Source organism: Eubacterium sp. 14-2, assembly GCF_000403845.2.
Classification (GTDB): Bacteria; Bacillota; Clostridia; order Lachnospirales; family Lachnospiraceae; genus Petralouisia.
This window is the reverse complement of record NZ_KE159569.1, coordinates 40,816-66,067: the sequence shown is the minus strand read 5'-3', so window position 1 is coordinate 66,067 and position 25,252 is coordinate 40,816. Positions and strand designations below refer to the sequence as shown.

Below are 25,252 nucleotides of genomic sequence, written 5' to 3'. Positions count from 1 at the left end.
GGTATGAAATAAATGCAGAGATAGAGGAAAAATTATGAGAAAGGTAATCTGTTTTATTTTGATAGGGACATTTTGCATGGGGATGTTATCAGGTGATTCCCCAATATGATAAAAAGGTGCTTCTGGTTCATGGTGATAAAGACGGGGGTGTACCGATTTCTTATTCGGAAAGAGCGGCTCAGTTGTATCCATCTGTTAAGTTTGAGATTTTATCCGAAGCCGGGCATGGCTTTTAAAAGAAAGGGGATATAAGCGCTGGCTAAAAGCATTATTGACGAGAGGAAGGGAAAAGAGCTGGAAGAAGAGATTACTTTGTGAGGTGTTGAAATGAAGGTTGCTATCGTAGATGATTCAAAAGAAGATGCAGGATTGTTGACAGACTATATTAAAAAATTTGAAAATGAGAAAAATATAAAACTGCAATGTTGTGTATTTTATGCCAGTTTTGATTTTTTAGAGACATATCACGGGGAATATGATGTGATTTTTCTGGACATTGAAATGCTTGGGAGTAATGGTTTGGAAGTGGCTCGTGAGATACGTTCAAAAGACGATGCTGTGGGAATTATTTTTGTTACCAGTATGGCGCAGTATGCCATTCATGGTTATGAGGTGAACGCAATTGATTTTATTGTAAAGCCGGTCAGATACTATAATTTTGCTACAAAGTTAGAAAAGGCATATCAATTTTGTAGGAAACGCAGCACACATAATATACTTCTGAATAACAAAGATGGCATTCAGAGGTTTTCAGCTTCAGATATTTTGTACATTGAAAAGGATGGGGATTATCTTATTTTTCATACGGTTCAGGGGTCTTTTCAAGGACGAGGGAGCATCAAGGCAATGAAAGAGAAACTTGCAGAACTGTATTTTGAAGAGAGTATTTCAGGATGTCTTATTAATCTTGAATATGTAATACATATTGGGAAAGATTCTGTAACCGTGGAAAGTGATGTGCAGCTTCCACTGTCAAGGAGATTAAAAAAGCAATTTTCACAGAAGTATATGAAATATATGGGAGGAGAATTTTAATATGATTTATACGATATTGGAAAACACTTATATACAATTTTCCTTTCAACTTCTGATTTCCGAACTGGTTTTTTTGCTGAATAAGCCGAAACGAAATCATTTTTCTTTCCGAATAGTGACAGGAATGGTTATCTATTTGCTATTAGCGGTTATATGGGAAATATTAGTGATTAGGATTGCAGGGGATTCTATATTGCCGTATGCTTTATTGTATTTAGGATATGCTTTGATGTCTTCCGTATTGATATGGGGATGTTTTGACATTAAGCTTATGGAACTGGTTTTCATTCTTGCAGGCGGTTATGCTACAGAGCACATGTGTTTTGCATTTTCCAGAATCAGTTTATATGTACTGGGATATCAATACATACTTTATGGAAGCCTTGCTCATCTGTTGATTACCAGATATTTATTTTATATTGTGGGAGCCGTAACAATATATTTTTTGCTTATAAAGGGTAATAAGGATCAGGATAGTCTGGAAATGGTTGATGTCCGTATCATATTTTTGACGCTGATATTATTGATGACAGCAATCATAATGAGCATATGCTGGTCACAGCCGAGTGAATATATAGGAACGTTAATGGGGGAAGTGATTTGTCCTGCATATAGTTTCCTATGCAGCGCTTTTGTTTTGATTATGGAATATTACATTTTGAGAGAAAACAGTATGAAACGGGAACGTGAAATAATGGAACAGTTGATTCAGCTATCTGACTCACAGCAAAAAAGTGCAAAAGAGGTCATTGACATTATCAACATCAAATGCCATGATCTCAAGCATCAGATCCGTGCATTGGCAAAAATGGAAGATTCCAAAACTCGCTCTGACTATTTACAGGAGGTACAGGAAGCGGTCTCCATTTATGATGCGACCTACCATACTGGGTGCAAGGCACTGGATTATGTTCTGAGAGAAAAAACATTGCTGTTTAATGAGTATCAGGTGCAATTTAGCTGTATGGTAGATGGGGAAGCAATTGTGTTTATGACCTCGGCAGATATTTACGCACTTATGGGCAATGCATTAGACAATGCACTGGAACGAGTGTTGCAGGAAGAAGATGATGAGCGGATTATAAGCCTTCATATTAAAAGCCGTGGACAAATGATTTTAATTCATTTGGAAAACCGGTGTAGCAGGGAACCGCTGTTTCAAGATGGACTTCCTGTGACTGACAAGGAAGACAAAAGAAATCATGGATTTGGGGTAAGGAGCATACGGTATATAACAGAAAAGTATGATGGAGAATTGCTGATGCATGTAAAGAATGGCCGGTTTTTTCTGGATATTTTATTACCACAGCCTAATTATAAATAATGTTATACAAGAAGTGCCTTCGGGTGCTTCTTTTTTTCTTGAAAAGCGACCAATTATCGTATAAAAATGACCGATTACCGTATTTGAAAATAGATAGCGGATATTTGCAGTATAATTCAGATATTGTAAAACCGATTCAGGGAACACAGAAAATGAAGAAAGGGAGGAAGAGAAAATGTTAGACTGGTTGGTTGAAGTATTGACACCGATTTTTCAGAATATGGGTGTCAGTCCTACAGATGTACAGCAGTATGTAGATACTTGCAGTGGTTATATTTATGGGATAGTAGGAACGATTGTTGCAGTAGCAGTTGTTATGGTAGCAGCACATTGGTTTGTCAAGAAAGGAACACGTCATGTTGTGCGATGGGGATCAGGGCTTGCCGGATTGCTGGTCATTACACTCTTGGCGAATTTAGTCTGCTATGGACCACTGTATAATAATTTGTCCATTATATTAAACAGCACAGCAAGAGTTACAGAAGAATCTGCAGACAAAAGCCGTGAAGCGATTGAAAAAATCGGGGATGAAGGAATGGTGCTGTTAAAAAATGATAATAACGCATTGCCTCTTGCAAAAGGCAGCAATATCAATGTATTCGGGTGGGCTTCTACGAATCCGATTTTTGGAGGTACAGGCTCTGGATCATCGGATAATTCCAATGCAATAGGAATCATCCAGTCTTTAGAAGATGCAGGGTTTTCTACAAATGAAGAGTTGACAAAAATTTATACAGATTACCGTGATACAAGAAACACGCCGGGAATGGGAAATATTTCTCATACAGATTGGACGCTTCCAGAGCCAACTGTAGATGTCTATACAAACGAAGTGATAAATCGGGCAAAGGAATTTTCTGATACAGCTATGATTGTGCTTAGCAGATCTGGAGGCGAAGGACAGGATTTGCCCAGAGATATGAATGCGGTCATCCATGGTACATATGATATTCGTGATGAAGTAGCAAATGGGAATGAAAACTATGGATATTATGGAGCCGCTTATGAGAATAACAGTGACGAATATGATGATTTTGATCCGGGAGAGTCCTATTTGGAACTGTCTAATACAGAGGAAGCTATGATTGAAAAGGTATGTGGTGAGTTTGGCAATGTAGTGGTTGTAATCAATGCCAATAACACCATGGAACTTGGATGGGTAGAAAATTACAGTTCTATCCAGTCCGTAATTCTCGCACCAGGCAGCGGCGCTTATGGTATGTCTGGTCTTGGAAGGATTTTAAATGGCGAAGTAAATCCATCTGCAAAAACAGTGGATACATACGTTTATGATTTGACAGAAGGTGTAACTTACAATAATAGCGGTGGATTTATCTACACGAATGTGGATGACTTGAATGAAGCAATTACAGAGGCAGACGCAGCTTATATGGGAGCAATGAGTTTCCTGAATTATACAGAAAATATCTATCTTGGATATAAATTTTATGAAACTGCGGCAGAAGAAGGGCTGATTCACTATGAAGAAAGCGTGCAGTATCCTTTTGGTTACGGATTGAGCTATACAACATTCAGCCAGGAAATGCAGAATTTTACTGACAATGGAGATACGGTTTCTTTCGATGTTGTGGTTACAAATACAGGTGACGTGGCAGGGAAAGAAGTGGTAGAAATATATTATACACCGCCCTACAACAATGGAGGGATTGAAAAAGCATCCGTAAATTTGATTGACTTTGCAAAAACACAGATTCTGGGGCCAGGTGCATCGGAAACAGTATCTTTTGTAATTGAGAAAGAGGATATGGCATCTTATGATTCCAGTGGAATTAAGACAGAAAACGGCGGTTATGTTCTGGAATCAGGAGAGTATGGTATTTCCATTCGTTCAGATTCACACACAGTGATTGCAGAAGATTCTTTTACAGTAGATACAGACATTGATTATAGCACAGAGAGACGTGCAAGCGACCAGAATATAGCAACGAATCAGTTTGAGGATTATTCAGCTGGAAGAGTAGAATATCTATCCCGTGCCAATGGATTTGCAAATTATGAAATAGCTGTATCTGGACCTAAAGAAGAAGAATTTTTAATGGAAGAAGAAAACAGAGCGAATATACAGGCAAAATCCACAGCATTTTATGATCCAACCGCATATGATGATCCGGAGGCTCAAATGCCAACAACAGGAGCAGATAACGGACTTGAGCTGGCGGAGATGACAGGCAGGGATTATGATGATCCGGACTGGGAGCTTCTGATGGATCAGATGACGGTTGAAGAAATGGTGGAGCTTGTAAATTTAGGTGGGTTCCAGACTGTCCCAGTAGAGTCTGTAGGAAAGATTGCAACCATGGACAGCGATGGACCATCTGGAGTCAACAACTGGGTAACTGGAGTATATGGTACATCATTTCCCACTGCACTTATGCTGGCACAGACGTGGAGTAAAGAACTTGCTTCAGAATATGGTGATAAGGTAGGGGCGGAATATGCAGACTGTGAGATTTATGGCTGGTATGGTCCTGCAATGAACATTCACCGTAATGCATTTAATGGGCGTAATTTTGAATACTATTCGGAAGATGGCATGCTGTCAGGTAAACTTGCCTCTGAAATAGTAAATGCCTGTGCTGACCATGGCGTATATGCATACATCAAACATTTTGTGGTAAATGATCAGGAAACGAACCGTAGCGCTATCTGCCAGACATTCTCTACAGAGCAGGCTCTCCGTGAAATTTATCTCAAGCCATTTGAGGATTGTGTAAAGAACTTTGATTACCAGGCAAGGCCTCTGGCAGTTATGTCCTCCTTTGTATTTATCGGTGACAGATACTGCGGATCCAATGCAAACCTTTTGAATAATGTACTTCGTGATGAGTGGGGATTCAAAGGAATGGTAATTACTGACTGGGATGGTTCTTATGGTTATCAGAATACGGATGACAGTATCCGAAATGGAAATGACCTGATGCTTGGATTTAATTCTTATGAATCCAACAAGATTACAGATACAGAAGCGGCTTCCTGTGTGCAGGCGCTTAGGAATTCTTCAAAAAATATTATGTTTACAGTAGCGAACAGTGGCGCGTATACCATCGAAAGAGACGAACCGTTGATTACGCCAATGAACGCATTGTTTATTGGAATTGATGCAGGAATTATAATTCTTAGTGCGGCAGTCATGGCAATCGTAGTATTGCGCTGGCGTAAAAAGAGAAATGGCTCAGAAGTATCGGTAGAAAAAGAAGAAATTTAGTATATGTGAATTGACTGGTCTTCTGTGGTGAACGGAAGGCCAGTTTCAAAAGGGAGCATATTTGGAATGGAGAAGTAGATATGAAGCATCAGGAATTACTTACACAAATGACATTGGAAGAAAAAGCGGCTATTCTTAGCGGTAAAACGGTTTGGCAGACGAGGGAAGTAGAACGCCTTGGGATTCCTGCTATATTTTTATCTGACGGACCACATGGAATCAGAAAACAGGCTGGCACAGGAGATCATTTGGGGTTAAACGCTTCTCTTCCGGCAACCTGCTTTCCAACGGCGGCAACAATTGCCAACAGTTGGAATGAAGAATTGGGAGAAGAGATAGGAAGAGCATTAGGTGAAGAAGCTGCTTCACAAAGGGTGAATGTACTTTTGGGGCCGGGATTAAATATAAAGAGAAGCCCTCTTTGTGGAAGGAATTTTGAATATTTTTCAGAAGACCCCTATCTGGCGGGAAAGATGGCGGCATCCTATATAAGAGGGATTCAGAGCCAGGGCATATATGCCTGCCCCAAACATTTTGCAGTTAACAGCCAGGAGCTTCGCCGCATGGCGATGAATGCAGTTATAGATGAGCGAACATTAAGAGAAATATACCTTACGGGGTTTGAGATTGCAGTAAAAGAAGGAAACGCCAGGTCTATAATGACAAGCTACAACGAAATCAACGGTGTTTATGCCAATGAAAATAAACATCTGCTCCATGATATCCTTCGTAAAGAATGGGGATTTGATGGATTTGTTGTTACAGACTGGGGGGCATCGAATGACCATGCGAAAGGCATAGCAGCAGGTTCCAACCTGGAAATGCCTGCTCCGGGACTGGATTCCGCAAGGGAACTGCTGAAGGCCATAGATGAGGGGAATCTTACAGTAGGTGAACTGGATCGATGTGTAGATGAATTGTTAGACGCCGTCTTGACGTTGAATAAAAATATGGAAGGGAAGCCTAAGTATTTTAATGAAAAAGCACATCACGATTTGGCGAGAAAGGCTGCTTTAGAAAGCGCAGTGCTTCTTAAAAATGAAGATAAAATTCTTCCGCTTAGATCAAAAACAAAAGTCGCGATTGTCGGAGATTTTGCAGTAAGGCCAAGGTATCAGGGAGCTGGTTCTTCCATGGTGAATCCTACTTTTGTAGAATCTATAGAAAAAGTAGCTGATCAGTATGATTTGCAGGTGATAGGAGTAAACGAAGGCTATCGACGCAGCGGTGAAAAAGATGAGGCAATGAAGAAAGCGACGCTTGATTTGGTAATAAATGCTGAAGTTGTGCTCTATTTCTTCGGTTTGGATGAAATCAGTGAATCTGAAGGCTTAGACCGTACCCATATGCGTATTCCCCAGAACCAGATTGAATTGTTGGAAGCGATTGTACAGGTGAATCCTAACGTGGTGGGAATTATAAGCGCTGGATCTTCTGTTGAGATGCCATGGCATTACTCTTTGAAAGCAATTCTCCATGGGTATTTGAATGGGCAGGCAGGCGCAGGGGCTATACTGGATATTTTGACCGGAAAAGTAAACCCTTCTGGACGTTTAAATGAGACATATCCGGTTAAGCATGAAGATACACCAGCATTCCGTCATTATCCAAGTACGGAGAGAAACTCCGAGTATCGGGAAAGCATTTTTGTGGGATACAGATATTATGACACCAGTAAAGTACGGGTACAATATCCGTTTGGCTATGGGCTTTCTTATACAACTTTTGACTATTCAGATTTGGAAATCAACGAAAAGGAAGTGAAATTTACGCTTACAAATAGTGGCACTGCAGATGGGGCAGAAGTAGCGCAGCTTTATGTGGGTTTACCAAATGGAAAGGTATTTCGTCCGGCAAAGGAATTAAAAGGCTTCAAGAAAGTATTCCTAAGAGCCTGCGAAAGTATACGGATCAGCATTCCATTTGATGATAAAACATTCCGCTATTGGAATGTAAAAACCAATCAATGGGAAATAGAAGGCGGAGAGTATGAACTTATGGTTGGTGCATGTGTTGCAGATATCCGGCTTGTGGGGACAATACATAGGGATGGGACGACGGACGATTTTCCATACAGCAAAAAACAAATGCCGCTTTATTATTCAGGGCTGATCCAGAAAGTGGAGGATGGGGAGTTTGCCTGTTTGCTTGGATATTCTCCTGCAAGTGGAAAGTGGTCTGGGGATTTGGACATCAATGATGCAATCTGCCAGATGTATTATGCAAAAAGTCCGGTAGCCAGAATGATTTATAACCGGCTGACTGCTATGAAGAAGAAAAGTGAAGATCGAGGTAAGCCGGATTTAAACATTTTGTTTATTTATAATATGCCATTTCGGGCAATTGCTAAAATGACAGGCGGTGCGGTCAGTATGGACATGGTACGGGGAATGGTGAAAGTAGTAAATGGACATTTTTTTAAAGGCATTAAGCAGATTGTGGCAGGATATTTTACAAATTCCAGATTAAATAGAGCTTATGAGAAAAAGTTGAAAGGAAAGTAGAGAAGGTGATGAAAGATGGATCAGTTAAAAAAAAGATGGGCAGGTTTTGAAAAGAAACATCCAAAGCTCGCCAAATGGCTCTATCAGATTGCGTTTTTCTTTGTATTCAGCATGGGGGTTACAATTGTACAATACTTATTTTTTACATTCATGCCAGGTATATTGGGAGAAGGGCTGGCAGGAACAGAGTTTATGTGGCCGCAAGTACCAGTTGACATACTGGGTGTAGAATTTACATGGAGTTTATTGGGATACAATGTTCTTTATGATACGGCAGGGACGATAATGATTGGAGGAGGACTCGGATATTTTATCAGTTATGAGACGGGTTCGTTTGTTGCACAATGTATTAATTTTCCGCTGCAAAGAAATATAACTTTTAAAAGTCATGGAAATCCGTGGTATCAGGCAATGTGGTATTTTATTGCCTGGATCATAATATCCCTAATCTGCAATGGATTCAATAATTTATGGATGCCGATTGCATCTGCTTATGTAGCACCGGCAGTGTATAACATATTAGTCACTTTTATAACTGGTGGTGTTTCTATGGTCATTTTCTTTTTTGTATTTAAGATTATATTTCCGGAAGGAGAGGTACAGAAAGAAAAATAGCGCTATGTAAGAAAATATGGAAGGAGGCTCTGCGTGGGCCTCCTTAGATTATTGAAAGTATATAGTTTTTTTCTATACAAAATGATTAAGTATAAGTATTTGATATTTTTGCTTTGTCTATCTATACTAAACTTGTGAAGAAAGAAGTTTGGCCGTAATGATTTTTCGGTTACAAGTTTGGAAAGAAAGCAGGAGGAATGTATGAATACGGAGAGTTTTATTACAGAAATGAATTCTGGAAAAAAGGTGGTATGCGGCTCCGATGTGCATCAGCATATGGGAAAGCTGAGCCAGGAGGCAATGAAAATAACGTCCCGGATCAATTGCGGCTATCATGAACCGCAGGAAATACGTGAGTTATTCTCAATTCTTACAGGACAAAAAATAGATGAGAGCTTTGGATTGTTTCCGCCATTTTATACAGACTGTGGAAAGAATATACATATAGGAAAGCATATTTTTATTAACGGGGGATGCCAGTTTCAGGATCAGGGAGGGATTTACATTGGCGATGGGACATTCATTGGCCCAATGGTTGTCCTGGCAACTTTGAACCATGAGCAGGATCCAAAGCGTCGCGGGGAACTGATTCCCAAACCGATTCATATTGGAAAAAATGTATGGATTGGTGCCCATGCAACGGTACTGCAGGGGGTAACGGTTGGTGATGGCGCCATTATAGCGGCTGGGGCAGTGGTGACAAAGGATATTCCGTCTGGCGTAATTGTTGGCGGCGTTCCCGCAAAAATGATAAAACAGATACCAGCAAATCAGGAAGTGGGATTGTCTTATAAAAGTTTCTGATGAGTTGAGAAATCAGCAAGAATTCATTTAGAAATTGTTTATTTTTTTGTTAGCGGTATGTTATCTGCATCCGGTATTCTTATTGCAAGCCAAAGGAAAGAACGGCAAGAATAAAAAGTATTGTATTGAAAAAAACAAATAATTAGAAAATCACAGGAGGAACACTCATGCAAGAAAAAGAAATCAGACAGGAGTATTTGACAGGAGAAAGAGCATTGTTTCAGGGAGCAGATCTTAAGATTAATGACAGTATCTTTGCAGATGGGGAGTCACCGCTGAAGGAGAGCCATGATATTGAACTGGAGGGTTGTATGTTCAAATGGAAATATCCTTTTTGGTATGCAAAGAATATCACAGCCAGAAATTGTACATGGTTTGAAATGGCCCGTGCAGGGGTATGGTATACGGATCATATCACTGTGGAAGATGCGGTGATTGAAGCGCCCAAAAATTTCCGCCGCTGCCGGGGTGTAAACCTGAAGAATGTAAACCTTCCCAATGCGGCTGAAACGCTCTGGAACTGCGAGGATGTGGAGCTTGACCATGTGACGGCAAAAGGCGACTATTTCGCCATGAACAGCCGGAATATGGTGCTTAGGGACTTCCGGCTGGTGGGCAACTACTCCTTTGACGGGGTAAAGAATATGGAAATCCACAATGCCCGTATGCTTTCAAAGGATGCTTTCTGGAACACGGAGAATGTGACGGTGTATGATTCCTTTATCTCCGGTGAATACCTGGGCTGGAATGCAAAGAACCTGACACTTATAAACTGCACCATCGAGAGCCTGCAGGGGATGTGCTACATTGATAACCTGGTAATGAAGAACTGCAAGCTTCTGAATACTACCCTTGCTTTTGAATATTCTACAGTGGATGCAGAAGTTACCGGGAAGATTGACAGCGTGATGAACCCTTCCGGTGGGGTAATCCAGGCAGACAGCATTGATGAGCTGATTATTGAAAAAGATAAGGTAGATCCGGAAAAGACAAGGATCATTTGCAGAAGAGAACTAAAGGAGGCAGTATGAGCCTGCTTTTGAAAGGGATTCTGATTGGATTGCTCTTTGGTGTACCGGTGGGGGCAGTAGGAGCCATGACCGTGCAGAGAACCTGGGAACACGGGATAAAGGCCGGCCTCCTTACGGGAATGGGTTCCTCTGTGGCAGACTGCATTTATGCAGGAATCGGGGCTTTTGGACTGACCATAGTTTCCGATTTCCTTCTGGAACATCAGACGGTTATTCATCTGGTGGGCGGAGCCATCGTGCTGTATCTGGGAATCCGCCTGTTCTTCCGAAAAGGAGAAGAGACGGAGGTTCCAGAAGTATCGGGAAGATGGAGGATGTTTCTGACATCATTTGCAGTAGGAATCACAAATCCGGCAGCAATCCTGACCTTTCTGTTTGCCTTCTCCTGGTTCGGCATTGCAGGAGGCAGCACAAAAGGGAATGGCTGGCTGGTAGTTCTGGGAGTGTTCCTTGGAACCTATCTCTGGTGGGGAGGACTTACTGCTGCAGTTTCCCTGGCCAGAAAAAAGAAGAGAAAAAACAGTTTTCAGAGGGTGAACCGGATTTTCGGGGCAGTTCTAAGCCTGTTCGGAGTCCTTGTCTTTATAAAGGCACTCCCCATATGAAACGATAACATAGAAAAAGAGGAGCAGACAGACCATGAAAAAATTTTGGGCTTTGCTGTGCATGGTGATAGTTATATTTTCGATGGCAGCATGTGGAAATATACAGGCACAGATGCCTGTTGACCAGGCAGAATCTCCCTTGGAAGAAGGGGCACCTCTGTCTGATCTTTCTGAAGAATCAGAGAATGCAGATGTTCAATCCGAGGCTATGGATTCCACGGAAACTAAGGCGGAGGGAATGCAGCCAGACACCATTTCCAATGAGTCAGAAAACATGACAGAATCAGCAGCAGATACGGAGGATGGGGAAACTGTACCGGAAATGGAAATGAGTGAAACGGTTGGCACAGAAGCAGATATCCAAAATGGAGCAGAGGAGGCTGTAATGAATATGAAGGTACAGGTTGGCGATGCAGTATTTTCAGCCACATTAGAAGAAAATGAGGCAGTAGCTTCGTTTGTGGAAATGATGCGGGAAAATCCGGTGAGCATTCAGATGAGTGATTATTCCGGCTTTGAAAAGGTAGGTTCTTTGGGAACAAGCCTTCCTGCCAGCAACAGTCAGACCACAACCCATGCAGGAGATATTGTCTTATATAATGGAAACCAGATTGTTATATTTTATGGCTCCAATTCGTGGAGCTATACAAGACTGGGGCATGTGGATGATCTGACCGGTTGGGAGGAAGCCCTTGGAAGCGGGGATGTGACGGTGACATTCTCGCTGGAGTAAGGTCCACATGACCTTTGGCAGTCAAATGCACGCTGCAGGCAGCGGGGTATTTGATTTTCGCAAATCAATTTGACAGAAAGTTTGGAGGTGCAGGATGCCTTACGATTTTGATAAACCTGTAGACAGGAGAAATACCCATTCACTGAAATGGGATGTAAAAGAGCATGAGCTGCCTATGTGGGTGGCAGATATGGATTTTCAGACAGCGCCGGAGATTCAGGCAGCAATTCAGGAGAGAGCCGCCCATGGTGTATTTGGCTATTCCATTGTGCCGGAAGAATGGTATCAGGCTTATATGGGCTGGTGGAAACGGCGGCATGGTTTTTCCATGGAAAAAGAGTGGCTTGTTTTCTGTACAGGGGTGGTTCCGGCCATTTCCAGTATGGTACGCAAGCTGACGACAGTGGGGGAAAATGTGCTGGTACAGACACCGGTTTACAATATTTTCTTCAATTCCATTGTGAATAACGGAAGAAATATTGTAGAAAGTCCGCTGCAATATGACGGAAACACTTATCATATGGATTTTGAGACTCTGGAACAAAAACTTTCCGATCCGCAGACTACCCTGATGATTTTGTGTAATCCCCACAATCCGGTAGGAAGAATCTGGAACCGGGAGGAACTGGGGCGGGTTGGTGATCTGTGCAGGAAACACCATGTAATTGTGATTTCGGATGAAATTCATTGTGACCTGACCAGTCCCGGCCAGGAATATATCCCTTTTGCTTCTGTTTCGGAAAGCTGCAGAAAGTGCAGCATTACCTGTATAGCTCCCACAAAAGCCTTTAATCTGGCGGGAATGCAGACAGCAGCAGTGGCCGTTCCTGATTCCAACCTACGGCATAAGGTCTGGCGGGGACTGAACACGGATGAGGTTGCAGAGCCGAATTCCTTTGCAGTAGAATCGGCGGTGGCGGCCTTTACGAAGGGGGAGGCATGGCTGGATGCTTTGAGAGAATATATTCAGGAAAATAAAAATTTTGTAGAGGATTATCTGAAGAAAGAGGCACCTCAGATCAAGCCGGTTTCCTCGCAGGCGACCTATCTCATGTGGCTGGACTGCCGGAAAATGCAGGGGTGTGCAACGGAATTTACACGATATCTGCGGGAACATACAGGATTGTACCTGTCAGAAGGACGACAGTATGGTGAAAGTGGAAGTTCGTTTATCAGAATGAATATCGCCTGCTCCCGCAACCAGCTGGAAGAAGGGCTGAAGCGCTTTGTGGAAGGAAGCAGAGACTATGAAAAATGGACACTTGACATGTGCTGATACCGTTTATAGACATGATATGTAAAACAATAAGATGTTAACTTTCGTTAGGAGGAAAACAAATAACAAAGAAGAAAATGTATGAATCTGATTGGATCTATTGTCCATTATGCGGAAACAAGACCCGCGATAAAATCAGGGCAGATACAACCATGAAGAATTTCCCTGTATTCTGTCCAAAGTGCAAACAGGAAATTCTAATAGATGTGGAACAATTTCAAATAACCGTGATTCAGGAGCCAGCCGCTAAGCCGCAGAGCCAATGAATTTGCAGATGATGCAGATTCTTGGTTCTGCGGCTTTTCTATATACAGCATATAACAGAGAGGAGGCGGTGAAATCTTCAAGATGAAAGAATACAGTTGGAAATGGAGGGATGCATATAAGAAGAAAATAGAAATGTTCTTCTCCTTATGATGCTCTGAACATAAAAACTGAATATTTGGCAGCCCGTTCAGAAAGCATGAATAATCAAAATCCGACGCCTTGTATACAATGGATGCAGGGCGTCGGATTCTTTTATGCTTCAGTCTCAGGAGTAAATGCCAGCCATTTGGAGCCGTAAGTATCCAGATAAAACCGGCTCCCATACTCATTCTCGACAAAACGGTCCTTGACACGGTACCATCCCTGTAGTTCTTTTCGTAAATCCGAGTCTGGGGAAATCGGTTCCAGCCAGATTTCCTTTTGCCTGTTAACCTCAGACCGGGACAGGGGCTGCCCGTTCGGCGGTTCTGCTTCAGAAAAGGGAGGGGCAGAGATAAATAATTCACTGGCTATGTCCATAAAAGGCAGGGTATGGCCGTCAGGAAAGGTCAGAAGCCTGTCGGCAGCGTTCACCAGCAGCCATCCATATGTGGCAGACCATACCGGCCTGCCATGAAATGCTGGCAATGACTGCAGGGAAATGGGCTGACTGGAATCCTGGACATGGGATTCACAGCGGCCAAGCAGGAAATCGGCGCTGACCCCGTAAAGGTCGGCCATATTTTCAAGGCTGTCTATGGAGGGAGATTTCCTTTCCCCCTCCCAGGCGCTGAGCGTTGGCTGGGAAACGCCGAGTTTTTCGGCAGCATCGATGACTTTTAGCTTATTGATTTGTCTTGCTGTTTTGAATTGTCTTGGCACTTTATCACTGTCCTTTACTTTAATAAAATCCATTTGCCTTTTCTGTCAGAATCTTCTCTCCGTAACAATCCTTTTTCTCTTAATGCAGTTATATTACGTTGGATTGTTCTGGGGGTTTTGTGGAGCAGAGAGGCAAACTCTTTCGCAGAAAGTGTCGACGAATTCTGCAAATGCTCAAGAATCTCCTGTTCAGTAGCGGAAAGCTTTATTACGGCTGCATGGTTGTCTGCGACATTATCTACGACATTGATGCCGTTCCGGATTGTCGTATGCAGCATAAAAGCGACATCCTTATATTCAGGCGCCGGCAGTCCTGCTTTCTCCATCTCCTTAAACATCCGGTCAACGCCTTCTCAAAATTCCTGCACATAATCATACTCATGCAGAAATGCAGCAATTTTCGGGTTGCGGGAAAAGTGGACCTGGCGCATGTTGTTCAAACGGACAATGCCGGGCAGGTTTCCAGGGCTTTCTACAACAATCCGATTGTCAAACATTTTGCTCTGAATATCGGTGCCTTTGATGCTGTAGTCGCAGCGCGTGGCGGCATTTATGATAATCAGTCTTGTTGTTTTTGAACTGCCTTGGCATATTATTATCATCTTATTTCAGAATGATCCATTTGCCGCGAGTCAGGCTTTCACGTGCAATATAGTTTTTATTTTTTAAGCTTTTGTATACTCTATTGACAGTAGATACAGAAAGCCCTGTTTCTGCTGCAACCTGTGTTGCATTGAGGCTGCTGTTTTTGCGAAGAGCTGCGATTACCCTTGCTTCATTTTCTGTCAGATTACTGTCATCATTACTGTCATTGCTCTCACGATTACTGTCAATTTCTATCTCAAGTGTGAGAGTAATACGGTCAGGAGCGGTTGTTTCCTGCAATCCTGGTTTTTTAAAGCCGTTTATTTCCCAGTTATTATATACATCGCACAGGCCCTGTCCAGAGCGTTCGCCTACCTTTATAAGCGAAAACATATTAAATATTCTGCCGTTTCTCGCATCACTGATACCTCCGGCAATAGCCTCGTCAATACTGATACGGAAAGTTCCCGGATTTGAAATCGTAATCTTACGGAATTCTTTGTCAATAACAATCCCGCGGCGGCCATAGTAGTCGGCATGGATAAGGGCATTGGCCAGACACTCCCTGAGTGACCGGTGTATCGGGGTGTCGTCTATACGCTGCATATTAGAATCCAGTTTAAATGGCGTCTTTACATCAGCAGTCAGACGGTCAATGATTTTGAAATAGAAGTCAAATATATTGCCGCTCCAATTTCCATCGCCAGAGCAGACACGGTCAGACCAGCGAGTTTCATTTGAAAGCCGTTCCCTGTAATCCAGGAAATAGTTTGGCAGTTCTTCCGTGATGGTTATAAAATCACCGAAAAATATAAGCCCGCCGAGTGTGGGATGAATTTTCCCGTCCTCCCGGCTTTTTTTGGCAGAACCAATTTTAATAAGGAATTCATCGTCTGCGAGTTTTCCCCATACATGATCCGGTTTCAGATTATTGAACATGATCCGGTAGCGGTGAACCGATTCCTGATTCAAATCATCTATTAGGAGGTTTTCCAGGAGCAACGCATCCTGTGGCGTATCTGCCTGATCGCGAAGCATAGCTTTTACTTCCTCGGCAGAACAGTGGTAGTCCCCCTCGTGGTTCCTCTTGAACGTTCCTTTGAACATATCCTGGCCGATATATACAGGCTTGTCCCTTCGATCTGCACGGGGAACCTCGATGACGATGAAGTCCATATCCCTATGCCGGGCGCTGTATACATGGTGTTCAAGCAAAATATTATTATTGATTTTCTGATGGTTGTTTAGCATATTCCAGATATCAGAGAGCATCTGCTGGGGATTATGGATTCCTTTTGGAATAAATTCCTTTGTGTCTTTGTTTTCTTCAATACCGAGAATGATGGCGCCGCCAAAGGTATTTGCAAATGAAGAGTATGTTTCCCAGATACTGTTCGGGATCCCTTTGCCCGCAGCTTTCACTTCGATATTAACATGCTCATTTGATTGTAATATAGAAGCAATGTCAATCAATTTGATGCATCCTCCGTTTCGTTTTTTGTTTTCCTGTACTTACCGCTTTTTATACGGGCATCGCCAGGTTTTTTGGCATCGTCCGGAATCAGCCAGGTGTTGCCGGCTTTCTGGACTCCGGGGATTCGGCCTTCACTGCACAGGACTCCTACGCGTCGTGAGGAGAGGTTCCACCTGCTGCCAGCTTCCGTTGTCGTTATGAATTTCATGTTCCGCTCCGGCTCCTTTCCTTTGCTATATATATTATATTCAGTTAGCGGAATAATATCAAGAGATTTCAGAAAAAAACGGATGAATACTGATTGCTGTTCGTTTTAAATTCACATCTGTATGTTTGTACTCTTCAGGTAATAGTGCAATGGAAGCGCTATTCTGCCTCAGTCATCTTTACAGTCACCTTGGAAAGCTGGGATTCTTTTTGTGGAAGTTACAGTCTCATTTACAGAGCTATTTGTACCGGAATGCTGTTTGCCGGCTTAAACATAATGCTAATTGTGTTTAACTCATAGGCAATGATCCGATTGTTTTACATATTCAGTTAAACATAATCAGCGGATGATACAGATGAAATGAGTTAGACATAATCAGAAGATGGAGGGCGGTTGGCAGTTTGCGTTGTAAAAACGGCTCGTTTCCCGTGTAATGAAATGTATGAGGAAGGAGCGTGGGAAGATGACAGACAGATTTGCTTTGTATATGCAGAAGCTGGGAAAGTCCCAGAATACAATGACAACATATATCCGGAATATCCGCCAGTATTTTGAGTGGTGTGAATTCAGTTTTGGGAATGCGCTGCCGCAGTTGTACCGGGCAAATGTGCTGGAGTATATTTCCTATATGCGGAACCTGAAAGGCTATTCCCCGAAATCCGTAAATAACCATTTATCTGCGCTGCGGTGCCTGAACGAGTTCCTGATAGCCGAAGGAACCCAGACTGAGACTGTAATCCTGAAAACAGATTTTATGAAAGTGCAGCTGCAGTATGCGAGCCCTTGTACCGTTGAAAAACGGGATGTTGATGCATTCCGTCAGCGGCTTTTGGAGAGCGGGAGCAAACGGGATTATGCCATTGTCACCCTGTACGCTTATTCAGGGCTTCGGAGAACGGAGTGTGTCGGTTTATTATTGGAGCAGGTGGATCTGGTATCAAAAGAAATCCGTGTTGTAGGGAAGGGGGATAAGCAGAGGCTGGTCTATATCAATGACAAAATCGTCCATGCAATCCGGGAATACTTAAAGGAGCGCAGGTCAGAAAGCCCGTATCTTTTTGTCAGCAGGCAGAGTGGAAAACTCTCTCCTTCCAGAATCAATCAGATATTCAACCAGTATTCGGATCGTATCACGCCGAAAACGCTGCGGCACTATTTTTGCTCACATGCGCTGGAGAGTGGATATTCCATCCATGAGATAGCGAACCAGGCAGGACATAGCAATGTCCAGACAACTTTGATTTACAGTAACCCTACAGCAAAGGAGATGAAAGAGAAAGCCAACCGGCTGTGAAGAATTATGAAAAAGAAAAGATTATATACAATACTCATTTTAATTTTTACAGGGATATTTATGTTAGGCGCCTTCCAGATTTATCGGCAGCTGAAGGAATATGGTGAAGGGGAATCCTCCTATACTGAGATAGAGCAGTATGTCTGGGTGGATGAGACCCCAGAAGACAGCGGGGATGAGGAAGAAAATGGAAGCCAGTCTGGAGAGGGGGAACCTGACCTTCGCTGGCCGGCCGTAGATTTTGATGCACTTAGTGAAATCAATCCGGATATTGTGGCCTGGATTTATATTGAGGATACAGAAATTAACTATCCGGTGGTGCAGGGGACGGACAACCAGTATTATCTGAAGCGTTTATTTAACGGTAAATGGAATGGTTCGGGATGTATCTTTCTGGACAGCCGGAACTCGCCGGATTTGTCAGACCGGCACAGCATTATCTATGGGCACCACATGAAAAACGGTACCATGTTTTCTGGATTGACGGAGTATAAAAAGCAGGGATTTTATGAGGGGCACCCGGTTGTTTTATTGATGATGCCGGAACAGAATGTCCGGGTGGAAATCTTTGCCGGTTATGTGGCAAGTGTTCAGGAGAATGCGTGGGAAATCGCGCTGGGATCTGACGTGGAGTTTGGGGAATGGCTGGAAGAGGCAAAAGAACGCTCCTGTTTTAAAAGTGAAATCACACCGGCAGTCACAGACAGGATTGTGACGCTTTCAACCTGCAGCTATGAGTTTGATAATGCGAGGTTTGTGCTGGTTGGAAAAGTTATAAAATAGAAAGTACACAAAGCCCTGATATCTACATTGAATTTGTGGACTATCAGAGCTTTTTAATGCAATTGCCATTCGCCATTGCTCGCCTTGACAATTTGTACAATATACAATGCTTCTGCTACTGATAACAGTACGACAAAGTGTATCTCTGCAATTTGGGAAAGGGCCGCCAGCGTGACTGTATGCCTGTAAAAAAGGCGTATTGTGGAGTTCTGTAATTTGGTTTCCAAGTAATCATCGGCTGTAATATGGTTTTTTAGGGTAAAATAGGACAGACATTCGGGAATCACTGCAGCAGGATGTTTCCATTTCTCCGCTGTTAAGCAGCTTGAAGGGTGGGACGGATTCTTGCCTGAAATACAATCTCATTGGAATAAATGTTGCCGATTCCTGCAATCACGCTTTGGTTGAACGGACATTCCCTAGGTGCCTTTTTTCGCTTTCCAAGTTTGCTTTGTAGATAGTTGGAGCTACATTCAGAGGATAACGGTTCAACCTCTAATTTCTCAATTCCCTTATATGTATCTTGTTAACCGCTTTGTATTAGCCAAAAGCGCTCGAAACGTTGGGTATCGGAGAAACGAGGTTCCGTTTCATTGTTTAGTTGCTAATGATATGTGTGTGATTTTCCATCAGATAGTCAAGCGACGTAACAAGCAAGCAGTCTATAATTCGCAATTGCAGAATGATTCGGTTTTCATTTCTCAAATTGATTATTAAAAATTTTCCTCTGCGTGTCGTAGCGGTTATATTTTGTCCCGTAATAGCTTTGTAAAATTTGTCGCTGCTCGGCTGTGCGTTAACCTCCGGACGATTGACGGCGATTTTTCGATAATAAGTCCCTTTATCTGTGGCATGCTCACATTTTTTAACATTTCTATTTCGGGTAGTTCAGGTGTAATTATCACCGCTTTTTCTTGCTGATTTTTTGAGTTCGCTGTGATAGAAATAATTAACGATTGTAGGTAGCGCATTGAAAGGACGGCTCATACGGTCGTCATTCGTACCATAATCAAGACCGATTTCAGCGACATATTCTTTTAGCTCTGTGTCAACCGATTCCCAATAATTGTGGTCGTCCCGGTTATAAATATCCTGATACACGGCAGGAGGATTCTCTTTCATATAATCTATAATGATTGCATTGTAGTTGCCATGAAGATTGGGATTTTCCAGCCATATTAAGAATTGCCTCTATTGTGGAGAGTTGGAGTACCAGAAGGAATATCTCTGAATATCTCGAACAGAAAAAGGGCGAAGAATCGCGGTGAGCTTGACTGCGTCATCAGTGAGGGGAAGCACCAGTCCATTGTCATCAAAGAGGAATTTGAACGGGTAAAGAGGATGATGGAGAAAAAGCGTGTACAGACGGAATAGTCGTGGAAGAACAGGGGCGTCTACTTGGAGAACCTTTGGTGTAGCAAGAAGTGGAGAGGCAGATCGCGAAGCTGGAATAGCAGATGATGCAGTATGGCGATGTGAAGCTTGCCACGGAGTCAGATGTCAGCGACAAGTCGGAAGACCTACAAAGGCTCTTGAAGCAGTTCACAATACCGGAGGATGGTGAGTTTGCGGAATACGTTATAGATAAATATGTGTTTGGAGTGAGAGTTTATGAAGAATGCTTCGAGTGGTTGTTGAACTTGAATTCCGATGCTTGCAGGGAACTGGATTGATGCCGGTTCCCCCATTTTTGTTTAAACGAAAGTGAGGGGGAAGGCTATAATAGTAGATATATGTCTTCTGCACTGTAAAAATTCCTCAATTCTTTTTACATTTCTATGTTTAGGACTAATATCAGTCCCATTATTTTCCAATTTGTAAATAGAATAAAGAACATAATTGGACTGAAAAGGGTTCAAGAAGAGGTGATATTGTTGAGACAAAAGATTAAACAAAACAAAAATGGAGATATTGGAAAAAATATTAGAGAGATAAGGGTTGCAAAAGGTATAGGGCAGACAGAACTTGTTCGTTTATTAGATCTACAAGGAATTCCGATAACAAGGGAATGTCTTGTAAAGATTGAACGAGGAATACAACATGTACAAGTAGAACAGTTAAGAGCAATAAAAGATGAACTTAATACGACATATGATGAATTACTAAAATAAAATACCTATGAGGAGATAATGTATGAATAAAATATTTTTAATTGATGGAGCAGCAGGAACAGGAAAATCCGATTTGATAAATTTTGTTAAAACATATTTAGATAATTATGATATTAACGTGATTTCAAAGTTTACAACTAGAGAAGTGAGATTGAAAGAAGAAGCGAAAGAAACAGAACTCACCTTTATTTCTGAACAACAATTTAAAAAGTGGGAGATGGAGAATAAGGGGCAGTGTTATACATACCCATATGGAGGTAAAAAGTATGGATTTAGTAAATCTACGTTAATGGAGTCTGTAAAGAATCATGAATTCACTTTTGTTATTATACGAAATAAAGCTTTAATAGATAGAATTCAAGAAGAATTTAAAGAAATTGCTTATGTAATACATATTTTTATATATACTGATGAAGGTTTGGCAACAAAAAGATTAAGGAAAGAAGGATTTGACCGACAAGCAATAGATTTTAGGTTAAAGAGAAATGAAATGGTTTGGCCAGATTATGTAGATACTCCAGATGAAAATGTAATTACAATTATTAATAACTCAAATAAATCAGACTTTCATAAAAAAATATTACATTTAATAAAAAAGTATTCCAGGAAAAATGAAGCGGGTAATGTGCTTTATATTAACCCATCTATTAAAAATGAGTTAATTGTTCCATTAGTTGGATATAAGGATAAATTGCAGAGGCAAATGGAACGATACCCATATGAAAAAAATGTCTTTATAATGATGAAGTTTCGAGATAATAATTTGGATTTTTACAAGTTTATAAAAAGAGAACTAGAGCGTAGAGGATTGAACTGTGTTCGTGCTGATGAAGCAGAATGGAATATTACAAATGATGTATATAATCCGTTGGCTGTGTTATATTGTTGTAAATATGGAATTGCTTTGTTTGATGAACCTGAAGAAAAATCCCATTATAATCCCAACGTGGCTTATGAGTTGGGTATAATGCACTATCAAAGGAAAGATTGTTTGATTTTGAGGCATAGTAGTTTATCGGAAGTACCATTTGATTTGATTAAAAATTTGTATGTAACTTATTCGGAAAAATATCAATTTGAATCAATTTTAGATAGTTGGTTAACATCGTTAGATTTATAATAGAAAGTATATAATAGGAGGGCGAGTCATGGAATTGTTGAATTTATTTAAAAATGCAGAAGAAAAGCCAGCACAGAAGCGGCTGATAATAGTTGGTGTCAACCCCATCATTCAAGAAATAACAGAAAAACCGTTAATGTTCTATGATATTTTGAGAACATGTGAGAATTTAAGTATAACACTTATTTATGAGAATGAGACAGAGAATTTTAATCAATCTTTATTCTATACAAAAGGTATAAGTAAAAATAAAATGGACTTCGATAAGTTGCAAACTTATCGAAGTAGGTTAATTGGTGGGAAAAAGGGGCGTATGAATACGGCAGGTTTTGTGGAGGATATTCTTAGTCATTGTGATGATGAACACATTCAACAGAATATGCGTAAACGAATAAAACTATTGCAAAATAATTTGCGCCAGTTTGTTAATATAATTTTGGCGGATGATGTAATATGGTACTGCTTTACGACATTGGATTTACCAGATTTATCTATGTACCGGAAGATAACACAGTCATCGGATAAAGAACTATATGATCAGTTAAATACTTATATTGAATTTATGTTGGATGAAAAGGCAGGTGGGAAATTTATGTCAAAGCCTAACGATGAATTAATTGAATTGTATGATATGAAAGATATGCCACGAGGAATTTATCCAAGGAAAGCTTTTTATACAACAAATTTTCAAAGATATTCTGTGTGGGCTTTTATATTTAATAGAAAAGGAGAGTTGCTTTTGCAACAGCGCAGTCCTTATACCGCAGATAACAGAGAACTTTGGGATAAATCAGCAGGAGGGCATGTAGATTTAAAAGATAGTTCTACAATTGTTACTGCAAAAAGAGAGTTAGTTGAAGAACTTTTTTTACCAGAAGCTGAGTTTTCTAAATATATGTCGGCTGAGTTGGGTGATATTGTAGATTTTGGTGAATGGAATATTGAGAAGAGACCGGAAAAATATTTCAAAAATGAATTTGATGGATTGGCTCCGGCTGATTGGATTGTATTTCGTGCAACAACACAAGAAGGAGAGCCAATGACGGTGCAGAGGAAATCGCCTAGAATTATGCATGTTAAAGATAAGGATAAGCAGGGAAATAATATTGTATTAAAGGATAAAGATGGAAATGAATTAAGAGGAAAAAATGGAAAGGTGATATATCAGGAACATAAAGAAACTTGGTTTACAAGGTTTATTAGTGACGTGTTCTTATTTATTGCACCTGAAGGCTATATTGATACCCAAGAGGAAATTGATGAGTTAATGGGAATAGCAGAGGAAAAAGGAGCACAATCTGCCCACCGATTGGTAACTATAGAAGAATTGGTAGAAGATGTGGAAACTAATCCAGAAAAATATACAGATGATATAATCTATATGTGTAGTGAAGAGAAGTGGTTGTTAGTAGAATTTACAGAATCCATAAAATACATTTTTCGATAAAAATTTGGGAGAAAACAGATGTATGAAACAAAAGAAACTAATTTTTTCTATATTCTTGTAGCAGCAAGTGCAGTTGGTAAAAGTGCATTGATGCGTCAAATTGTAGACGAAAACCTTTGGGTTGGAGTGCCTAAATATTCGACTAGGGATGTTCGCGGTGAAGGTGATGATGTAGTTGCAATGGATTCGCACCAGATAAAAGGGGTGTTGGAAGGTGAGGCAGCCGATATTCGTTTGCAGAGAATCACAAAATTGAAGGAATTATGTGGGGGTTGTAAAGGTGTAGTTTATTATAAAAATAGTAATTTTTATGGTATTCAAATAGAGGAGATTTTAGAAAAATTAAATCAAAATAATGTTGTTGCAATTATTAGTGATTTTCATGTAATTAAAGTATTAAAGGAAAACGAACAATTAAAGAATCGGGTAAAAGTTATATATATTGCTTCTACAATTGATGAAAGGGAATTATTAAAGCGCTTTAAGAGTAGGGAGGCTATAAAATTTGACACTGATTCAGAAAGTAAAAAACTTGCTATAAAAAATATTCAGTCGCTATGTTCTGTTTTAGGAAGTGCAACACGTCTTAGTTATATGGATAGAATAGAAGAAGTTATGCCATTATTAAATGAGGAATGGAATAATATTTTGCCATATTTTGAAACCATAAAAACGCGTGGAGCAAACATAAGGATGCTTTATAATCAATACATAGAGAATATTTCACTGATAGATTATGCCATTTTGAATTTCTATAATTTGGAATATATGTATAGTCAGGTAAGAAATATTATTAAAAATGTCCAAATATCTCATAGAGTTAAGCATCCTCCTGTGTTTGTTGTTTGCGCTGCTCCATCCTCAGGCAAAGCCACATTAATGGAAATAGTTGGTGACTTAGGAGAAGTGAACGGAAATATAAGGATAACTCATAAGTACGCAAAAAGAGCACCAAGAGAAAGAACTGATGGAAGAGATGGGATGATTGCGATTGGTGAAACAGGAGATTTTTCTAAATATATTGATGAAGAAAAAAATATATGGGAATGGAGCTTTCATAAAAAGGGAGGAGGAACAGGAGGAGTTAGATACGCTGTCAATAAAGCTGAAATAAATAAAAATATTTCAGATGGAATAGCACAAATTTTTATTTCTAATATGTCACAAATAGAAGTGGCAAAAAAATATTATCCAGATAATGTAGTTATTTTATATTTACACGCCACACATGAAACAGAAACTAAAAATCATATTATTGAAAAATGTAGATTAGATATTATAAAAAATATAATTAATGAAATTGGATGCAATGAAGATACGGCACATGAGTTGTTAGTAAGTAGAGATATATATCAAAAGGAATTAAATGAAGATATACAAAGTAAATTGGAGGAGATAAAGAGAGTACATGATTCTTTTTTAGAGCATAATCATCAAATAGATCATGTTTTATTAAATACTGGAACGAGAGAAGATTTAGTAGCCCAAATGAATAATTTAATAAATTATTATATTCAGTAGAAAGTAAAGATACAAGATATTTTTTGTGATATGTGATGTTTTAAGGGAAAATATTTATATAGGTGTTGCTATTACGGTCTGACAAACTTTAAAGGCTATTTTTGCTAATATGAAATTGGACTAGCCGTCTATTGGTAGTACCTTTATGTAAATATGTCATAACATATTTGTATGGAATTATTAAATCTAGCAGAGTATCCAATGAAATTATTCTAAATTGGATTTTGTGTTAAATTAAGGAATTTTAGTGGCAAAAGAGCAATTTGTCGAATTCAAATTTGGGTGAGGTAAAAAGTTCACTAAGCCTAACAGCAGCACATATATGTATTATAAGTGCCAATGTTCTGGTTGTTCATACAATGACAGCCTTGCCGTAACCTATTGTGTTTTAAGTTCTTGAACAGGATTCCAGTCGCCGCCTAGAAAAT

General features: G+C 40.4%; 28 protein-coding genes. 20 read left to right on the top strand and 8 right to left on the bottom strand.

Annotated features, from left to right (window positions below):
* The first annotated feature begins 92 nt into the window (after positions 1–92).
* The 12 genes from C805_RS27665 to C805_RS0107045 all read left to right on the top strand — a co-directional run bounded on the left by C805_RS27665 (position 93) and on the right by C805_RS0107045 (position 13,419).
* Complete coding sequence (locus C805_RS27665) at positions 93–236, top strand: alpha/beta fold hydrolase (RefSeq protein ID WP_371197685.1); 144 nt, start codon at positions 93–95, stop codon at positions 234–236.
* A 91-nt stretch (positions 237–327) separates the two neighbouring features.
* Positions 328–1,035 carry a LytR/AlgR family response regulator transcription factor gene (locus tag C805_RS24185; protein WP_016216692.1) on the top strand — a complete coding sequence of 236 codons (708 nt, stop codon included), beginning with the start codon at positions 328–330 and terminating at the stop codon, positions 1,033–1,035.
* A 124-nt stretch (positions 1,036–1,159) separates the two neighbouring features.
* Entirely contained in the window at positions 1,160–2,359 is a 1,200-nt protein-coding gene (locus C805_RS24180) for an ATP-binding protein (RefSeq protein WP_242832730.1), read from the top strand.
* Positions 2,360–2,534: 175 nt separating this feature from the next.
* Positions 2,535–5,585 (top strand): glycoside hydrolase family 3 N-terminal domain-containing protein, encoded by a 3,051-nt coding sequence (locus tag C805_RS24175; RefSeq protein ID WP_016216690.1) that lies wholly within the window; start codon positions 2,535–2,537, stop codon positions 5,583–5,585.
* 80 nt (positions 5,586–5,665) lie between these two features.
* Positions 5,666–8,089: a glycoside hydrolase family 3 C-terminal domain-containing protein gene (locus tag C805_RS24170; RefSeq protein WP_016216689.1), complete on the top strand. Its 2,424-nt coding sequence runs from the start codon at positions 5,666–5,668 to the stop codon at positions 8,087–8,089.
* Between the two features lie 15 nt (positions 8,090–8,104).
* Entirely contained in the window at positions 8,105–8,704 is a 600-nt protein-coding gene (locus C805_RS24165; RefSeq protein WP_016216688.1) for a hypothetical protein, read from the top strand.
* Positions 8,705–8,905: 201 nt separating this feature from the next.
* Positions 8,906–9,508, top strand: a complete 603-nt coding sequence (locus tag C805_RS24160) for a sugar O-acetyltransferase (protein ID WP_016216687.1) — start codon at positions 8,906–8,908, stop codon at positions 9,506–9,508.
* Positions 9,509–9,675: 167 nt separating this feature from the next.
* Positions 9,676–10,539: a DUF3737 family protein gene (locus tag C805_RS24155; protein ID WP_016216686.1), complete on the top strand. Its 864-nt coding sequence runs from the start codon at positions 9,676–9,678 to the stop codon at positions 10,537–10,539.
* Positions 10,536–11,144 carry a LysE family translocator gene (locus C805_RS24150; RefSeq protein ID WP_016216685.1) on the top strand — a complete coding sequence of 203 codons (609 nt, stop codon included), beginning with the start codon at positions 10,536–10,538 and terminating at the stop codon, positions 11,142–11,144. The genes C805_RS24155 and C805_RS24150 overlap by 4 nt, the downstream gene beginning before the upstream one ends.
* A gap of 34 nt (positions 11,145–11,178) precedes the next feature.
* On the top strand, positions 11,179–11,877 hold the full coding sequence (locus tag C805_RS0107050) for a cyclophilin-like fold protein (protein WP_016216684.1): 699 nt from the start codon (positions 11,179–11,181) through the stop codon (positions 11,875–11,877).
* A 94-nt stretch (positions 11,878–11,971) separates the two neighbouring features.
* A complete protein-coding gene (locus C805_RS24145; protein WP_016216683.1) occupies positions 11,972–13,153 on the top strand; it encodes a MalY/PatB family protein in 1,182 nt (393 codons plus the stop codon).
* 77 nt (positions 13,154–13,230) lie between these two features.
* Positions 13,231–13,419 carry a cysteine-rich KTR domain-containing protein gene (locus tag C805_RS0107045; protein ID WP_022751494.1) on the top strand — a complete coding sequence of 63 codons (189 nt, stop codon included), beginning with the start codon at positions 13,231–13,233 and terminating at the stop codon, positions 13,417–13,419.
* Positions 13,420–13,672: 253 nt separating this feature from the next.
* Here C805_RS0107045 and C805_RS24140 read toward each other — a convergent pair whose 3' ends face one another.
* From C805_RS24140 to C805_RS26880, 5 genes are read right to left on the bottom strand one after another with little or no spacing between them, the layout of a single operon-like run.
* A complete protein-coding gene (locus C805_RS24140; RefSeq protein ID WP_016216682.1) occupies positions 13,673–14,314 on the bottom strand; it encodes a helix-turn-helix domain-containing protein in 642 nt (213 codons plus the stop codon).
* Complete coding sequence (locus C805_RS27280) at positions 14,296–14,619, bottom strand: HVO_A0114 family putative DNA-binding protein (protein ID WP_016216681.1); 324 nt, start codon at positions 14,617–14,619, stop codon at positions 14,296–14,298. The genes C805_RS24140 and C805_RS27280 overlap by 19 nt, the downstream gene beginning before the upstream one ends.
* Positions 14,620–14,634: 15 nt before the next feature.
* Positions 14,635–14,883 carry an ATP-binding protein gene (locus tag C805_RS27400; protein WP_022751492.1) on the bottom strand — a complete coding sequence of 83 codons (249 nt, stop codon included), beginning with the start codon at positions 14,881–14,883 and terminating at the stop codon, positions 14,635–14,637.
* A 1-nt stretch (position 14,884) separates the two neighbouring features.
* Positions 14,885–16,339 (bottom strand): RNA-binding domain-containing protein, encoded by a 1,455-nt coding sequence (locus tag C805_RS24130; RefSeq protein ID WP_016216680.1) that lies wholly within the window; start codon positions 16,337–16,339, stop codon positions 14,885–14,887.
* Complete coding sequence (locus C805_RS26880; protein WP_016216679.1) at positions 16,336–16,548, bottom strand: hypothetical protein; 213 nt, start codon at positions 16,546–16,548, stop codon at positions 16,336–16,338. The genes C805_RS24130 and C805_RS26880 overlap by 4 nt, the downstream gene beginning before the upstream one ends.
* 463 nt (positions 16,549–17,011) lie before the next feature.
* Here C805_RS26880 and C805_RS24120 point away from each other — a divergent pair, with 463 nt between their 5' ends.
* Positions 17,012–17,842: a tyrosine-type recombinase/integrase gene (locus C805_RS24120; protein ID WP_016216678.1), complete on the top strand. Its 831-nt coding sequence runs from the start codon at positions 17,012–17,014 to the stop codon at positions 17,840–17,842.
* Between the two features lie 6 nt (positions 17,843–17,848).
* Positions 17,849–18,625 carry a class B sortase gene (gene srtB, locus C805_RS24115; protein ID WP_031201892.1) on the top strand — a complete coding sequence of 259 codons (777 nt, stop codon included), beginning with the start codon at positions 17,849–17,851 and terminating at the stop codon, positions 18,623–18,625.
* Positions 18,626–18,941: 316 nt separating this feature from the next.
* Here the strand turns inward: srtB and C805_RS27660 are convergent, their stop codons facing one another.
* The 3 genes from C805_RS27660 to C805_RS0107025 form a co-directional block, all read right to left on the bottom strand.
* Positions 18,942–19,133 (bottom strand): hypothetical protein, encoded by a 192-nt coding sequence (locus tag C805_RS27660; RefSeq protein ID WP_081640396.1) that lies wholly within the window; start codon positions 19,131–19,133, stop codon positions 18,942–18,944.
* A gap of 89 nt (positions 19,134–19,222) precedes the next feature.
* Positions 19,223–19,447: a DNA-formamidopyrimidine glycosylase family protein gene (locus tag C805_RS27655; protein WP_081640395.1), complete on the bottom strand. Its 225-nt coding sequence runs from the start codon at positions 19,445–19,447 to the stop codon at positions 19,223–19,225.
* Positions 19,448–19,513: 66 nt separating this feature from the next.
* Complete coding sequence (locus C805_RS0107025) at positions 19,514–19,726, bottom strand: hypothetical protein (protein WP_196811106.1); 213 nt, start codon at positions 19,724–19,726, stop codon at positions 19,514–19,516.
* A 93-nt stretch (positions 19,727–19,819) separates the two neighbouring features.
* Here C805_RS0107025 and C805_RS0107020 point away from each other — a divergent pair, with 93 nt between their 5' ends.
* From C805_RS0107020 to C805_RS24090, 6 genes are all read left to right on the top strand, one after another.
* Complete coding sequence (locus C805_RS0107020) at positions 19,820–19,999, top strand: hypothetical protein (protein WP_022751490.1); 180 nt, start codon at positions 19,820–19,822, stop codon at positions 19,997–19,999.
* An 83-nt stretch (positions 20,000–20,082) separates the two neighbouring features.
* Positions 20,083–20,298, top strand: a complete 216-nt coding sequence (locus C805_RS24110; protein ID WP_016216676.1) for a hypothetical protein — start codon at positions 20,083–20,085, stop codon at positions 20,296–20,298.
* A 192-nt stretch (positions 20,299–20,490) separates the two neighbouring features.
* Positions 20,491–20,736 carry a helix-turn-helix domain-containing protein gene (locus C805_RS24105; RefSeq protein WP_371197684.1) on the top strand — a complete coding sequence of 82 codons (246 nt, stop codon included), beginning with the start codon at positions 20,491–20,493 and terminating at the stop codon, positions 20,734–20,736.
* A gap of 22 nt (positions 20,737–20,758) precedes the next feature.
* The gene (locus C805_RS24100) at positions 20,759–21,856 is read left to right on the top strand and encodes a hypothetical protein (RefSeq protein WP_016216674.1); all 1,098 of its coding nucleotides are present in this window, start codon (positions 20,759–20,761) and stop codon (positions 21,854–21,856) included.
* A 28-nt stretch (positions 21,857–21,884) separates the two neighbouring features.
* A complete protein-coding gene (locus tag C805_RS24095; protein ID WP_016216673.1) occupies positions 21,885–23,303 on the top strand; it encodes an NUDIX domain-containing protein in 1,419 nt (472 codons plus the stop codon).
* Between the two features lie 18 nt (positions 23,304–23,321).
* The gene (locus tag C805_RS24090; protein ID WP_016216672.1) at positions 23,322–24,824 is read left to right on the top strand and encodes a hypothetical protein; all 1,503 of its coding nucleotides are present in this window, start codon (positions 23,322–23,324) and stop codon (positions 24,822–24,824) included.
* Positions 24,825–25,252 lie beyond the last annotated feature (428 nt).